Source organism: Cobetia sp. PDI-23MA (genome assembly GCF_059507735.1).
The window spans coordinates 2,236,800-2,250,202 of record NZ_CM183352.1 but is presented as its reverse complement, the minus strand read 5'-3'; the positions used below and the strand labels follow the sequence as shown (position 1 = coordinate 2,250,202).

Annotated in this window: 13 protein-coding genes; 7 read left to right on the top strand and 6 right to left on the bottom strand. The window is 60.3% G+C overall.

Annotated elements, in window-relative coordinates; genetic code table 11:
* Positions 1 to 26 precede the first annotated feature (26 nt).
* Genes AC5WNJ_RS09575 through AC5WNJ_RS09560 form a run of 4 tightly spaced genes read left to right on the top strand, consistent with a single transcriptional unit; the run spans position 27 to position 4,254 of the window.
* Positions 27 to 845 (top strand): thermostable hemolysin, encoded by an 819-nt coding sequence (locus tag AC5WNJ_RS09575; protein WP_175090368.1) that lies wholly within the window; start codon positions 27 to 29, stop codon positions 843 to 845.
* Position 846: 1 nt separating this feature from the next.
* Positions 847 to 2,547: an AMP-binding protein gene (locus tag AC5WNJ_RS09570; protein ID WP_175090367.1), complete on the top strand. Its 1,701-nt coding sequence runs from the start codon at positions 847 to 849 to the stop codon at positions 2,545 to 2,547.
* 10 nt (positions 2,548 to 2,557) lie between these two features.
* Positions 2,558 to 3,406: an iron-containing redox enzyme family protein gene (locus AC5WNJ_RS09565; RefSeq protein WP_175090366.1), complete on the top strand. Its 849-nt coding sequence runs from the start codon at positions 2,558 to 2,560 to the stop codon at positions 3,404 to 3,406.
* The gene (locus tag AC5WNJ_RS09560) at positions 3,403 to 4,254 is read left to right on the top strand and encodes an SDR family oxidoreductase (protein WP_175090365.1); all 852 of its coding nucleotides are present in this window, start codon (positions 3,403 to 3,405) and stop codon (positions 4,252 to 4,254) included. Before AC5WNJ_RS09565 ends, AC5WNJ_RS09560 begins: the two co-directional genes overlap by 4 nt.
* Before the next feature lie 139 nt (positions 4,255 to 4,393).
* On the opposite strand, the gene dkgB is transcribed toward AC5WNJ_RS09560, so the two are convergent.
* The 4 genes from dkgB to AC5WNJ_RS09540 form a co-directional block, all read right to left on the bottom strand.
* Positions 4,394 to 5,200 carry a 2,5-didehydrogluconate reductase DkgB gene (gene dkgB / locus AC5WNJ_RS09555; protein ID WP_175090364.1) on the bottom strand — a complete coding sequence of 269 codons (807 nt, stop codon included), beginning with the start codon at positions 5,198 to 5,200 and terminating at the stop codon, positions 4,394 to 4,396.
* 171 nt (positions 5,201 to 5,371) lie between these two features.
* Positions 5,372 to 6,382: an alcohol dehydrogenase catalytic domain-containing protein gene (locus AC5WNJ_RS09550; RefSeq protein ID WP_175090363.1), complete on the bottom strand. Its 1,011-nt coding sequence runs from the start codon at positions 6,380 to 6,382 to the stop codon at positions 5,372 to 5,374.
* A 72-nt stretch (positions 6,383 to 6,454) separates the two neighbouring features.
* Positions 6,455 to 7,369: a TIGR03571 family LLM class oxidoreductase gene (locus AC5WNJ_RS09545; RefSeq protein WP_175090362.1), complete on the bottom strand. Its 915-nt coding sequence runs from the start codon at positions 7,367 to 7,369 to the stop codon at positions 6,455 to 6,457.
* A 118-nt stretch (positions 7,370 to 7,487) separates the two neighbouring features.
* Positions 7,488 to 8,669: an MFS transporter gene (locus AC5WNJ_RS09540; RefSeq protein ID WP_175090361.1), complete on the bottom strand. Its 1,182-nt coding sequence runs from the start codon at positions 8,667 to 8,669 to the stop codon at positions 7,488 to 7,490.
* Between the two features lie 398 nt (positions 8,670 to 9,067).
* Between AC5WNJ_RS09540 and AC5WNJ_RS09535 the strand changes: the two genes are divergently transcribed.
* The 3 genes from AC5WNJ_RS09535 (at position 9,068) to AC5WNJ_RS09525 (ending at position 12,314) form a co-directional block, all read left to right on the top strand.
* Positions 9,068 to 9,373, top strand: a complete 306-nt coding sequence (locus tag AC5WNJ_RS09535; RefSeq protein ID WP_175090360.1) for a hypothetical protein — start codon at positions 9,068 to 9,070, stop codon at positions 9,371 to 9,373.
* Positions 9,374 to 9,443: 70 nt separating this feature from the next.
* Positions 9,444 to 10,865 (top strand): sodium:solute symporter family protein, encoded by a 1,422-nt coding sequence (locus tag AC5WNJ_RS09530; protein WP_254627180.1) that lies wholly within the window; start codon positions 9,444 to 9,446, stop codon positions 10,863 to 10,865.
* A gap of 219 nt (positions 10,866 to 11,084) precedes the next feature.
* Positions 11,085 to 12,314, top strand: a complete 1,230-nt coding sequence (locus tag AC5WNJ_RS09525; protein ID WP_495929470.1) for a GGDEF domain-containing protein — start codon at positions 11,085 to 11,087, stop codon at positions 12,312 to 12,314.
* Positions 12,315 to 12,401: 87 nt separating this feature from the next.
* Here AC5WNJ_RS09525 and AC5WNJ_RS09520 read toward each other — a convergent pair whose 3' ends face one another.
* Both AC5WNJ_RS09520 and AC5WNJ_RS09515 read right to left on the bottom strand, forming a co-directional pair.
* Entirely contained in the window at positions 12,402 to 12,959 is a 558-nt protein-coding gene (locus AC5WNJ_RS09520) for a LysR substrate-binding domain-containing protein (protein WP_495929469.1), read from the bottom strand.
* 3 nt (positions 12,960 to 12,962) lie between these two features.
* The gene (locus tag AC5WNJ_RS09515; RefSeq protein ID WP_495929467.1) at positions 12,963 to 13,163 is read right to left on the bottom strand and encodes a hypothetical protein; all 201 of its coding nucleotides are present in this window, start codon (positions 13,161 to 13,163) and stop codon (positions 12,963 to 12,965) included.
* Positions 13,164 to 13,403: the final 240 nt, after the last annotated feature.

Here is a 13,403-nt window from a genome sequence, read left to right as displayed (position 1 = left end):
GGACATCTTCCTCGATGAGGTGCCCCATGGAATTTTCAAGCTCTCAGCTTACGACAGCGACGGTTGCGGTCAGCAATGATGTTTCGCCTGTTATCCGTTCCAGTAGTTCTTCTCTTGTAGCAACAGACACTTCGTTTTCAGAGACGCCAGCGCCATCCGATGTCACGGTGCGCAACGAGTTGTATTGGTGCGATATAGCTGGCCGGCCTCAGGCAGAGGCCTTCGTGAAAGCTTGTTTCCAGCGTCACCATAGTGCGCGCATTCACGTCCACTATTCTCGTCTACTGGTGATGCAGGGTGAGCCAGAGGATGGCCATTCGCTTGATATCGGAGATGTCGACATTCATGCAGTGACTGGGCTGATGCGCGCCGATGAAGGTCCCTTGAGGGTGGAAGCCTATCTTGGAGTTCGCATCGAGACGCTGCTGGCCGACACTGAGCAACGTCAGATCGAACGGCATCAGATCATGGAAATCGGTGCACTATGCAGCGCCACTGCGGGTGCAGGACGGATGCTGATGTTGGCTCTGGTTGAGGTGCTGGCGAGTCTCGAGGTCGAGTGGCTGGTGGTGACGGCTTCGCGCGAGGTGAGAAATGGTCTGTCACGTCTGGGTATCGCCATGCGTGATATGGGCAAGGCCGATCCCACATGCCTTGACAGTCAGGATGATTGGGGAAGCTATTATGCACATGATCCTCGCGTCGTCGTGATTCGTCCCTTGGATGAGGCTCAGCGTATGGGCAGCTCTCCCTTGGGACGCCGATTGCTGGCTGGAGCACCACGCTTTCTGCAGACAAGTCTTTCACCATTCCCGGCATTTCCTACCACTAACGGAGGGTGCTGAGATGAACTCACGACTGCTGGAGACGCTAGAGCTCCTGTCCGAGGTCGACCCTGCGCGAGTCTTGCTGATAGGGCGCGATGCCATCCATGAGGATCGAGATTACACGGCAAAGCAACTATGGGAGGCGATCGAGGTACTTGGAGGCGCCTTCAATGCCGTTGGTATTCGCCATCTGGGGTTGGCGGGGGACAACAGTCCGCAGTGGCTTGTCATCCAACTTGCCGCCTGGCGGGCGGGTATTGTCGTTACCCCTATTGCGAATTTCTTCAGTTCCGAACAGTGCCAACATCTGTTGGCTACTACGGCACTTGATGCCATCGCGAGCGCTGAACCGGGGGCGTTGACTCGTCTGGTCAATTTAGAAGTTTCCAATGAGAGTCTGGCCGATGAGTCATGGCATGCTCAGCTGGATCATGAGATTGGCGAGGGCGAATGGAGGTCCCGCTGTCTGTCGCTGGAAAAGGGTGAGGCGGTCTATCTGATACAGCGCTCATCCGTCCCTGCTGCCGTCCCTGCCGGCACTGCATTGATCACGTTCACTTCTGGGACGACAGGGGCGCCCAAGGGAGTCTGTCTGTCGCTTGAGCATCTTGAAAAGGTTCTTGAGGGTCTATCGGTACGATTGGAGCCCGTGACGCTCAAGCGGCATGGCGTTCTCCTGCCGCTGGCAGTGCTACTGGAGAACCTCGCTGGTGGTCTGCTGGCACTGTGGCAAGGCCGCTGCGCCATCGTGGATACCGCTAGTTGCACTGGATTGATTGGTAGTGGAGGGCTCAATGCCCTGACGCTTGAATCCTGGCTTGATGAACGTCGGCCCCAGAGCCTGATTCTGGTCCCTAATCTGCTGCAGGTATTGGTTGCATTGTGTGAGAGCTCACCGATTGAGTCACCTTGGCGCAACTCACTGACGCTGGTCGCGGTCGGTGGAGCCAAGGTCCCCGCTTCGCTGCTGGCGCGTGCCATAAGGCTTGGCCTGCCGGTCGCCCAGGGATATGGCTTGTCGGAATTGGGGTCCGTGGTGTGTCTGTCGTTACCTGGGGAGGAAAAAGGCGAAATTGACAGTGTCGGGCAGCCGCTTGAGGGCCTGAATCTCTCACTCGATGATACGGGACAGCTGATGATCCACGGCCGTCGCATGCTGGGCTATCTGGGGGAACTTAATCCCTTGTCAGCCGATCAGCCATGGCCCAGTGGTGACCTTGCTCGCTGTCTCGAAACCGGGGGCTGGTGTCTGGAAGGGCGACAAAGAGACGTGCTGATCCTTTCCTCGGGCCGAAATGTCTCGCCAGGATGGATCGAGGCAGAGCTGGCACTCATTCCCGGTATCCGACAGGCCTTCGTGGAGGGTGATGGTCTATGCGGATTGATTGCCTTGCTGGCACCGGTGCTCAACGGAGACTCCACGTGTACGGAGGATGCCATTGCTCGAGCGATTACCCTGCTCAATTCTCGTTTGCCTGATTACGCCCGACTTGTTGCCTGGCAGGTACTGGAAGCATCACCGGATACCACGCAGCCATTATCGATTGCCAGTGGTGAAATGACGGATAACGGGCGCCTCAGGCGCGCGCGTATTCGTGAACGGCGTGGTGATGATCTCAAGCGATTGGCTCAACGCATCTCGACGCCATCGACCGTTTATCCCTGCCCCTCTTCTTCCCAAGAGTCTGACGTATTGTCACGTCATCACAGTGCTTCCTGAGGAAATGATCATGTCCTTAAACAACAACGTCTCATCATACCAATCTGTCAATCGGCAGGCGGATACTGGCGAAGTCGCTACTCAGACTCCTGCTGCCTCTGGAGCTGGCATCCCCTCCGACAATGGCCGGCCTGATGGGTTCTACCGCCAGTTGGTCGCTGCCACGGCCACGGAACGCGAGAAGTTGCTATCCGGTCCTCTGGTGGCCCGTGCACTGAATGGTCAGATCACCCTGGCGGAATATCGCGCCTTCCTGGCTCAAGCCTATCACCATGTGCGCCATACCGTATCGCTCATGATGGCCTGTGGGGCGCAGTTGTCAGAACCCGCTCATGTCTCGCGAGACGCGCTGCGTATGGCCGTCGCGGAATACATTGATGAAGAGAAGGGGCACGAGCATTGGGTACTGGATGATCTCGCTGCGACGGGAGTCCCTCGTGAGAGGGCGGTGCAACGAGCGCCACTGTTGGCAACCGAGCTGATGGTGGCTTATGCCTACGACAGCATACGTCGGCGTCATCCACTCAGCATGTTCGGGATGGTGCTGGTGCTGGAGGGGACCAGTACTGCTGTGGCCAGCGGGGCCGGACGAGCCGTGCGTGACAGTCTGGGGCTTGGAGATGATGCCTTCCACTATCTTTTTTCTCATGGCGAGCTTGATATCTCTCACATGGAGTTCTTCGCCAACCTCATGGACAGTATCACCGATGAAGGAGAGCAGCAGGCAATTATCCATGCCGCCAAGGCCTTCTATCATCTCTATTCCAGTGTCCATCAGGCTGCGCTCGAGGATGCATTCCACTGGACTGATGCGGCGCTTGCAGCGGATTGCGCCATGGAGAAGGAGGCGTTGGCATGAGCCACTCGCTTCACGCATCCAGAGTATTGATCACAGGGGCCAGTGGCGGGATAGGACGGGCACTGGCCCATGAGCTGGCGAGGCTCGGCTGTGAACTATGGTTGGTAGGGCGTCGTCGTGACACGTTGGAGGCATTGCGTGATGAGTTGCCCAAGCGCGTGGTAACCAGCTTGCTGGCACTTGATCTGACCCACGTCAGTGCCCGTGAGGCATTGAGTGATGCACTATTGACCTGTCCTCAGTCTCAGCGACCTTTTCTGGTGGTACATCTGGCGGGTGTGAATGAGGTTGGCTGGTTTGCCCAACAGTCGAGCGAGAAGGTGGAACGATTGCTCGACATCAACTTGACCAGCACGATCTTGCTGACCCAGCAGCTCTTGCCGATCCTGGCGTTGGCAGAAAAAGCACAGTTGATGCTGGTGGGGTCGATGCTTGGTCATATCGGCCACCCTGGCAATGTTGCCTATTGTGCCTCGAAGGCAGGACTCAGGGGGTTCAGTGAGGCATTGGCGCGAGAGCTCGCGGGCAGTTCCGTGAAGATACAGTACATTGCACCTCGGGCAACTCGTACTCCCATCAATCCACAACATGTTGAGCAGATGAACGCGGCATTGGGCAATGCCATTGATGAGCCAGAAAGCGTTGCGAGACTTGTGGTGAAGCAGTTGGCTAGTGGACAAGTGCGTCAAACGATAGGGTGGGCAGAGCGATCCTTCGCTGTGCTCAATAGTTTGTGGCCGAGACTATTGGACCGTGGATTGATAGGCAAGCGTCAAGTGATGGAACGTCATCTCGGTCCGCTCTCACAGACGAATGAAAAGATAGGGGCTACCTCCCATAAGGCGTGAGGATGCGAATAACACGTCAAATTCGTGCGAGCGGGATCGGGGTCTGTCTGCCAGTATCCTTGGACAGCAACGCAAAAGGCCTCCCGAGGGAGGCCTTTTCATTTCTTTGACGTGGCATCAGGCACAGGCCTGAGGGTCATCAGTCCCAGTCGGGTGCGAAGTCCGGGTTGGCGATACGTTCGCCGCGATCCAGCTCGGCAATCTTGGCCATGTCCTCGCCGGTCAGTGTCAGCGAGAAGGCCTCGAAGTTGCTCTTGATGTTCTTCGCCTTGGTGGAGGACGGGAAGGTGACGATGTCCTGCATATTGAGCCATGCCAGCGCGATCTGCGCGGGGCTTACATCGTGGCGTTCGGCGATGGCCTTGAGGGTGTCGTCATCCATCACCTTGCCGACAGCCAGTGGCATGAAGGCGGTGACCTGAATACCCAGCTCGTGGCACTTGTCGAGTACCTTGCGGTTCTGCAGGAAGGGATGCACCTCGACCTGATTGGTCATCAGCTCGTCACGCCCCAGAATGCCCACTGCGCGTTCCAACTGGGCACAGGTGAAGTTGGAGACGCCGATGTGACGGGCCTTGCCCTGAGCCTTGAGCTTGGCGAGTGCCGGCAGGTAATCCTCCATGGCCACCTCGTCATTCGGCGACGGCCAGTGAATCAGCAGCAGGTCGACGTAGTCCATCTTGAGCTTTTCAAGGCTCTCTTCGACGCTCTTCTCCAGGTCGCCCGGCTGCAGGCGGTCGTGCCAGATCTTGGTGGTGACGAACAGCTCGCTGCGCGGAATGCCGCTGTCGGCGAGCACCTGTCCCACTTCGGCTTCGTTGCCGTAGAACTGAGCGGTATCGAAGTGACGATAACCGGCGTCCAGCGCTGCCTGCATGCTGTCACGCAGGACATCGCCTTCCAGACGGAAAGTGCCAAAGCCGGGATTCGGTAGGGTAGTCGACATGCGGTAACTCCTGTTGACGTTTCCGTCGTGAATGACGGGAGCGTTTCCATGTGTGGTGTCGTGTTTACTGGGGCTGTAAAAGTGGCGCGACAATGGCGTACCTACGCATCAGTCAAGTGCCGTTTTCGCAACAATGCTGCATTTCTCGACCTGAGCCTCCCGCAATGCACCTCATTCGTTGGCCGTGATAACGAATTTCAGGGCGCGACGCTCACCGCCCTTCAGCTCGGCGAGACAGGTCGGCAGTGCCGTGAACGACTCGACGCAGGGCGCCGGCTGATTCATGGAGCCATCGGCAATCGCTTCGAGCAGACCTTCCCCCGCCTCGACCAGGCGTGCCCAGTCCTCGTCATCACCCGCCCAGTGCAGGGCACCCAGCGCGACTTCATGCTGCGAGATGGCGCGATCGAAGGCTGGCGTGGCCGCCTGCTCCAGACGGTCCTGAATGCAGACGATGTGGCCATTGGCCCCCAGATGGCGGGTCATCTTGTGGGCGTGATCACCATTGACGGTGTCGATCACGGCGAAGACCGGCGCGTCCAGTTGCTCGGCGTCCGCAAGCGTCTCGTCGGCGCCCAGCGCCTTGAGGTCCGCGTGGCGCTTCTCGGAGGCAACGCCAATGACGTGGAAGTTGCGCTGTCTGGCCAGCTGGATCAACCAGCGGCCCACGCTGCCGGAGGCGCCGGTGATCAGCAGGCGTCGCCCGGTCTTGACGGGCAGCTTGTCGATGGCAAGCCAGGCGGTCAGTGCCGGGCACGGGAAGGCGGCGGCGTCATTGAAGCCCAGGGTGACGGGCAGGCGCATCACGGCGCGCGCCGGGACACGCAGGCGTTTGCTGAAGGTGCCCGGCCCCGCCAGAGTGGTGTGGACCGCGATGCGATCGCCCGGCGATACGTGGCGGACATTGGCACCGCAGGCAATCACCTCGCCGGAGGCATCGACGCCGGGTATCTGGCCGGCTTGCCACAGCTCGCTGTCCATCGCCATGAACTTCCAGTCGACGGGATTGAGGCCGATGGCACGTGTGGCGACCAGTACCTCGTCGTCACCCGGGGCACCGATGTCCACCTCTGACTGCTCGAGCGCCTCAGGCTCTCCCGGGCCTTGCCATATCCAGGCGGGTACCCGAGTGGCGCTGTGACTGATGTCTTGCGGGGTAGTGGTCTCTGTGGAATCTGACATGGGATCTCCTTGCAAGCGTGAACGGTAATCCTTTGCGCCATGGCGGGGGCAGATCAGTGTGAACCATCAGCCTCATGAAAAGTGCGGCAGCACCTCACGACCCAGTTCCTCGAGGGTTTCCGTGAGCGGGCGGCGATTGCGACGCAGGTGGAAGCCGATGTGATTTACCCCGGCATTCTGCATGGCAGACAGTTCTTCCATGAGGGCAAGGCGGCCACTCGACAACCCGAAGCGATGACGACGCACCGGGGCGTGCGGGTCTTCTTCCAGATTGAGGTGGATGAAACTGACGTAGGGCTTGTCGCCGGCGACCTGACGCCAGAGCGCCGCGCGGCGGATGTGATCGTCCGGTGTGCCTGGGTAGGCCAGCCAGCCGTCCATCTCGCGGCCGATCCACTCCGGCGTCTGCTGCGAGAGCCCGGCACTCAACAGCGGCGGGCGCGTTGCGGCAGGCAGGATGGCCTGACCTTCACGCAGGGCATCATCCGCCTGGCCCTTGATGACATCCACCGCGTGACGGAAGGCGGCGCCACGGGTCGCGAACTCCTCGCCGAACAGTGGATATTCCGCCGGTCGGTCGCCACTGGCGACGCCCAGCAGCAGGCGGTCTTCGCTCAGGGCCTGCACGCTGGCGGCGGCCTTTCTCACCAGCCACGGCTGGCGCAGCGGCAGCACCGCGGCGGCGGTACCCAGCAGCAGGTTGTCGGTGTGACTGGCCAGATAGCCCAGGTAGGTGAACAGCTCGAAGACCTGACCGGCATCGCCGAAGGCGGGGTCGAACAGCGGCACGTCACGCAGCCAGGCGGCGCGGAAGCCGAGCCTGTCGACCTGTTTGATCAGCTCGGCATGGGCGCGCATGTCAGGCACGCCGAAGGGCGTGGAGGGGGCTCTGTCAGTGCGGACCCAGTCATTGTCGAGAGGCAGTTCGACGCCCAGGGTCAGGGGGCCTTGGGTGAGGCGATCCAGCGGGCGGGTCGGGGAGATCATGATGGAATCCTTCAGCAAGTGGGTATGTAGACGACGGTGCCCCCGAGCCAGCAGGCTGAGCTGTCGGAATCGGGGGCACGTCGTGATGGCATTAGGCTGCGGGCGGGCAGGTGACGAGTCAGGCGGTCGCGATGGAAGACGCGTGACGCTTGTCGAGGCGACCGGCCAGCAGGGTCAGCAGCAGGGCAGCGGTGACGATCAGCGCGCCGATCCAGGCGGTGTCGGTCAGTGCCATCGAGGAGACCACCTGGCCACCGACGATGGAGCCCAGCGCGATGCCGATGTTGAAGGCGGCGATGTTGAGGCCGGAGGCCACATCAACGGCCTGCGGCACGAAGCGTTCGGCCTGTTGTACGACGTAGACCTGCAGGCCCGGCACGTTGCCGAAGGCGAAGGCACCCCAGATCAGTATGGTGATCACGGCGGTGATCGGGTTGGCGGCAGTGAAGGTCAGCACGCCGAGGATGACGATCAGGCCACCGAAGATCAGGGTCAGGGCGCGAATCGGGCCCATGCGGTCGGCCAGCTTGCCGCCCTGGATGTTGCCGATGGCGACCGAGACACCGTAGACCAGCATGATCAGACTGATGGCGCCTTCATTGAAGCCACTGACGTTCTGCAGCAGCGGGGCCAGATAGGTGAAGGCCGTGAAGGTGCCGCCGTAGCCGAGAATGGTGATCAGATAGACCAGCAGCAGGCGCGGATGAGTCAGCACCTTGAGCTGTTGGGCGAAGGTGGCCGGTACGTTCTTCTTGAGATTGTTGGGCACCAGAATGGCGCTACCGATCAGTGCCAGCACGCCGAGGACCGAGACCACGAGGAAGGTGGCGCGCCAGCCGAAGTGCTGACCGATCCAGGTGCCCAGCGGCACGCCAGTGACCAGAGCCACGGTCAGGCCGGTGAACATGATGGCGATCGCACTGGCTTCCTTGTCCTTGCTCACCAGGCTTGTCGCGATGGTGGAGCCGATGGAGAAGAAGACCCCGTGGGCCAGGCCAGTCAGGATGCGCGCCGTGATCAGCGAGCTATAGCTGGGTGCCTGCCAAGCCAGCAGGTTGCCGGCGATGAACAGTGCCATCAGCCCCAGCAGTACCAGCTTGCGATTGAAGCGGCCGGTCATGGCGGTCAGCACGGGGGCGCCGATGGCGACACCGACGGCATACAGGCTGACCAGCAGGCCAGCGGAAGGCAGAGAGACGCTCAGATCCTGAGCGATGGTGGGTACCAGTCCGACGATCACGAACTCGGTGGTCCCGATGGCAAAGGCGCTCAATGTCAGCGCCAGCAGGGCAAGGGGCATGGCAGTTCTCCATCAGCAATGGGTGGGTCTTGGATGCTGTGCAGTCTGCCGTGAGTTACCTTTGTGATAAACGCGCCAAATGATGAAAGACTTTTGCAGTTTTCGTAAAGACGACCCTTGAGAGCTTCTTTTCTTCCCATCCTTGCAGCGGCTGTCCCTGTCAGCTTGTGTCGCCTTATCGAGCGCGATTTCGTGTCACGTGGCGCCACTGGCTGATTCAACCGGGCGACTCAACAGCGGGATTCACCAGGGTGACTCCACAGGGCGGGGCGCAGCGGCTACACTGCGCGCCGAGAATTTTCATTCACTCCCTGTTCACATCGGAGATCGTCTTGGCCGCGCCTGACACCTTGTCTTCCTCTCAGCCTGATGCCCGGGCTGCAGAGACCCCCTGTTCCTTGCCACGCCTCGTCGTGCCCTCGACCTGGCGGGGCTGGAGCCTGCTGGTGATCTTCCTGCTACTGGTCGTGATGGGCGTCTGGCCGGTGATCGGCTGGATCAACCAGCAGACCCTGTTGTGGGGCATGCCGTCCTTGATCATCTGGAGTTACCTGATCATCTTCGCCTGCAGTGGTGCGATGCTGCTGGGCAATTGCCTGTTGCGCCGTCGCCACGGTGACGACGCGCTGACGAAAGGCCCGTGGGCCAAAGGCCTGATGACCAAGGACCCGCTGGCGAATGAGACGGAGGCGCCGCGTGATTGATCCGCATGCCTTTTCGCCCGTGCATGACAGCGTGCCCTTGCTGGTCACCCTAGGGTATGTCGTCCTCGCCATGGCCATCGGTCTCGGGGCGCGGGGCGGCCGGCGCATGGACACGCTGGAGCAGTGGGGAGTTGCCGGGCGCTCGATGGGGCCTGTGACGCTCTATCTGTTGATCGCCGCCGGCAGCGTCAGTGCCTATACCTTCATGGGCGCGCCGGGCTGGGCCTACAGCAAGGGCGTGCCGGTGTTCTATGTCGCCATCTATCTGGCCTATCTGGCGCTGGTGGCCTGGTACTTCGGCCCCAAGGTGTGGAAGTTCGGCGAGCAGTTCGGTCATGTCACCCAGGCAAGCGCGATCGCGGACCGCTATCAAAGCCCGCTGCTGGGCGCGCTGTCGGCGCTGGTGATGTCGATTGCCTCCATCGCCTATGCGGTCCTGCAGACCATCGGCTCGGCCTACATCCTGCTGGTGATGAGCGGCGGGCGCATTCCGCTCTGGGCTGGCGTGTTACTGGTGCTCAGCGCGATTGCCGTCTATCTGTTCGTCAGCGGCCAGCGCGCCATCGGGCGTACCAATGCCTTCCAGGGCGTGTTGATGCTGGTCGTTGCCTGGGTGATCGGCCTGTGGGCGGCCTATCTCTCCACCGGCGAATGGGGGTTCAGTGGCGTGTTCACGCGTCTTGAGGCCAGCCACCCGGAGTATCTGCGTCTGCCCGGCGCCGGCGGCGACATGAGCTTCAGCTTCTGGACCACCTCGATCATCGTCTCGATGCTGTCCTTCATGCCGCCGGTATGGACCCAATGGATGAGTGCCGCCTCCGCCGACACCATCCGCCGCAGTGCCAGCTGGCTGCCGACCTACTATGTGGTGATCCTGCCGCTGGTGGTGGTCGGCTTCATCGGTATCTATAGCCTGCCAGAGCTTGCGCGCGCCGACACCGTGGTGCTCGAATACGCGATGGCCAACATGCCGGTCTGGCTGGTGGGTCTGTTGGGCGCGGGCACGCTGGCGGCCTCGATGTCCTCAAGCGAGCCCTTCATCCACTCGGTGGCCCTGAGCTTGAGTCGTGATGTGCTGCAGCCGGGCCTCAAGCTTGATGACCAACGCGCTGGCAGGCTGGCGCGCTGGCTGATCTTCCCGGTGATGTTCCTGATCGTGGCGCCGCTTGCGATCTGGGAGCCGGGCAACCTGGTGATGATCCTCTTGATCGGGCTGGGCTTTGCCTCTCAGGTATTGCCGGCATTTCTAGGCATGTTCTTCTGGCCGCGCGCTTCGGCGTCAGGTGTCATCAGCGGCATCAGTGCCGGCTTCGTGGTCACGGTGCTGTTTACCGTCGTATGGCCGCATCCGCTGGGCCTGCATGCCGGTTTCTGGGGGCTGATGCTCAACCTGCCGGTCTTCGTGCTGGTGTCATTGCTGACCCGGCCGGTGGATGAGGCGGTGACGTTGCGCTTCTTCCGCATCGCCGCCCCTTGGAGTCTCAAGCGCTGATAAGCAGCCTGGTAGGTCATGGCGGAGTGATGTCGGGGGGCATCACTCCGCTGATAACCGAGCGTTTGGCTCAAGAACAGTTGTCTGAAATATGTTGACAGACTCTGCGTATGGCGAGGTTGTGAACGATTGTCACGTTTGTATCTGATTGCTTAACGATCTGAATCGCCACACCTAGAATGAGCTCATTGATTGTCACTCCTCTTGGAGGGGATGTTAATGAATGACCTGATGGTGCAGGTGGAACGACAGATACAGCATAAGGGCGGTCCTGGAGTGTGTTTCCCGGTCGAGATTGAGGCCCGCTTCGAGCAGGATATTCATCAGGCACGTAGTCATAAGCTCGCCTTGATGGGGTTGGTGGCGATAGGTATCTATGTGTTGTTTCTGTTCAATGACTGGTATTTGCGACCGGACCACATGCGGGAAGCCATCGTCATTCGCGTCGGGGTCATGACACCCATCACCTTGTTCGGCCTATACGTGCTCAAGCGTGGCGTTTCACCGATTATGCGTGAGATGTTGATGACTGGACTCATCTGCCTCGCGATGATTTTGACTGCCTTGTTGCTTCAGGTGTCAGCCTCTGCGCATTCCTTCCTCGACCTGTTCGCACTCGGACTTATCGTGCTGGTGGGCAATGTCCTGTTTCAGCTGCGCTTCTGGTATGCCCTGTGCTCCTCGATCTTTCATTTCAGTGTGATGCTGTATCTGGTTACCACGCATCCCACGCCTTCCGATTCGGCGGGCTTGATGGCCTTCATGGTGTTCTTTTCCATTACTCTGTTTTCGATCATTGCCAATCTACGCAGCGAAAAGGCCGAGCGTCTTGCCTACCTGTTGCTGCTACGCGAGCAGCTCAGGGTCGAGGAGTTCACTGAAAAGAGTGAAGAGTTTCGGCGTCTGGCATCGATCGACCCCTTGACCGAAGTCTATAACCGGCGTCACTTCGACAGTCTCGTGAACTCCCTGCCCGGCAAGCAGGCCGGCAGTCGACTCCAGTGCGCTGTGGCCATGATCGATGTCGACCATTTCAAGGCCTACAACGACCACTACGGCCACGTGAAAGGGGACCAGTGCCTCAAGCGTATCGCGACGGCCATCTCTGAAAGTGTGCACCCTGATGTCGATATCGTGGCGCGTTTCGGGGGTGAGGAGTTCGTGGTGCTACTTCCATTTTGTACATCGCAGCAGGCACTGGCTCGCGCAGAAGAGATTTGCCGCCATGTTCGCGACCTGGCGCTTTCGCACGCGGGGAATTCACGCCACGATATTGCCACCGTCAGTATCGGGGTTTCTGCCACAGGCACCGGCCAGAACTGCAGCTTCGAGACCATCCTGAAGCAGGCGGATGAGGCGCTTTATCGTGCCAAGGCCTCGGGGCGAGATCGCTGCGAGCTGTTTGCTCAGCAGAATCAGCAAGCGCTAGGCCGAGCCTTCGCCGGCTAGCGTCGTGGTGGTGTCGTTGTGTCGTTGTGTCGTTGTGGAGTCTGGGTCGTTGTGGAGTCTGGGTCGAGCGCCCAAGGGTGTGTGCGCTCACGTCTTGTGTGACAGCCCCAGCTGCTGGCGAAGCCACGGCAGCATGATTTGCTCTGCCTGATGCGCCCATGCGCCGGGGTAGATCAGATGGAATCCCTGGCCCTGATCCGGCAGGCTACACAGGGTGACCAGTTGCCCCTTCGCGATGCCTTCCGCCGCCATCAGTCGCGGTGTCAGCGCGATACCTTGATCCGCCATAGCGGCATCGATCGCGAGACTGGTGTGATTGACCCAGAGACGATCGGCCTTTTCCAGGCCCGAGAAGTGTGCCGCAAAGGTATGCCCCCCCTGATGACTGTCCTCGATCAATACGCTGCCGCGCATATCGAGCCTATTCAGTCGCTCGCCCAGCTGTTCCCGATAGCCGGGACTGCAGACGGCGATACGCTCAAGCCCCGTCAACCATATCGCCTTGAGTCCGGCGTCATGCTGGCCATGACCCTGGCGTATGGCGAGATCGACCCCGTCCTGATGCAGATTCGAAAGCCCCTCTCTTGCGTTTACCCGCAGTTGCCATTCGGGATGTGCGTGGCGAAAGCTTGCCAGCCGAGGCATCAGCTACTTGGCGGCAAAGGAGGGCGGTACGCTCAATGACAGGGTGGCGTCAGCGGGGTCATGGCTGGCATCGCGCACGGCCTTTATCAGATGGGGATTGCCACTCTGCTGCTCGATGTCATCGATCTTGAGGGTATCCTGGCGCTGAGCAACGATGGCGTTGCTTTGACCGGGCTGGTAGTAGGCCTCGAGACTTCGAATCACTCGGCGCGATGATCAACACTGGGGTCACGACTGAGGCCGCAGCAGAGAAGCACGACTGAGCATCGCAACTGCATCTCGCAACTGCATTTCGCGATAGTGACAGGGAATGATCGAACGCCTGATGCTGCACCCTGCCTGTGAGCGGGGTACAGCATCATGTTTCATCCGGTGTGACCTGTCTCAACCCTGTGCCACTTACCTCGAATGCATGACACGGGTAAGGTTGAGGAAAATGGCCAC

Excerpts from the sequence above, each read along its gene's own strand:
- AC5WNJ_RS09530 (WP_254627180.1), top strand. The coding sequence starts at position 9,444 with ATGGCCATCGGTCTCGGGGCGCGGGGCGGCCGGCGCATGGACACGCTG.
- dkgB (WP_175090364.1), bottom strand. The coding sequence starts at position 5,200 with ATGTCGACTACCCTACCGAATCCCGGCTTTGGCACTTTCCGTCTGGAA.
- AC5WNJ_RS09520 (WP_495929469.1), bottom strand. The coding sequence starts at position 12,959 with ATGCCTCGGCTGGCAAGCTTTCGCCACGCACATCCCGAATGGCAACTG.
- AC5WNJ_RS09570 (WP_175090367.1), top strand. The coding sequence starts at position 847 with ATGAACTCACGACTGCTGGAGACGCTAGAGCTCCTGTCCGAGGTCGAC.
- AC5WNJ_RS09545 (WP_175090362.1), bottom strand. The coding sequence starts at position 7,369 with ATGATCTCCCCGACCCGCCCGCTGGATCGCCTCACCCAAGGCCCCCTG.
- AC5WNJ_RS09565 (WP_175090366.1), top strand. The coding sequence starts at position 2,558 with ATGTCCTTAAACAACAACGTCTCATCATACCAATCTGTCAATCGGCAG.
- AC5WNJ_RS09540 (WP_175090361.1), bottom strand. The coding sequence starts at position 8,669 with ATGCCCCTTGCCCTGCTGGCGCTGACATTGAGCGCCTTTGCCATCGGG.
- AC5WNJ_RS09550 (WP_175090363.1), bottom strand. The coding sequence starts at position 6,382 with ATGTCAGATTCCACAGAGACCACTACCCCGCAAGACATCAGTCACAGC.
- AC5WNJ_RS09525 (WP_495929470.1), top strand. The coding sequence starts at position 11,085 with ATGAATGACCTGATGGTGCAGGTGGAACGACAGATACAGCATAAGGGC.
- AC5WNJ_RS09575 (WP_175090368.1), top strand. The coding sequence starts at position 27 with ATGGAATTTTCAAGCTCTCAGCTTACGACAGCGACGGTTGCGGTCAGC.
- AC5WNJ_RS09560 (WP_175090365.1), top strand. The coding sequence starts at position 3,403 with ATGAGCCACTCGCTTCACGCATCCAGAGTATTGATCACAGGGGCCAGT.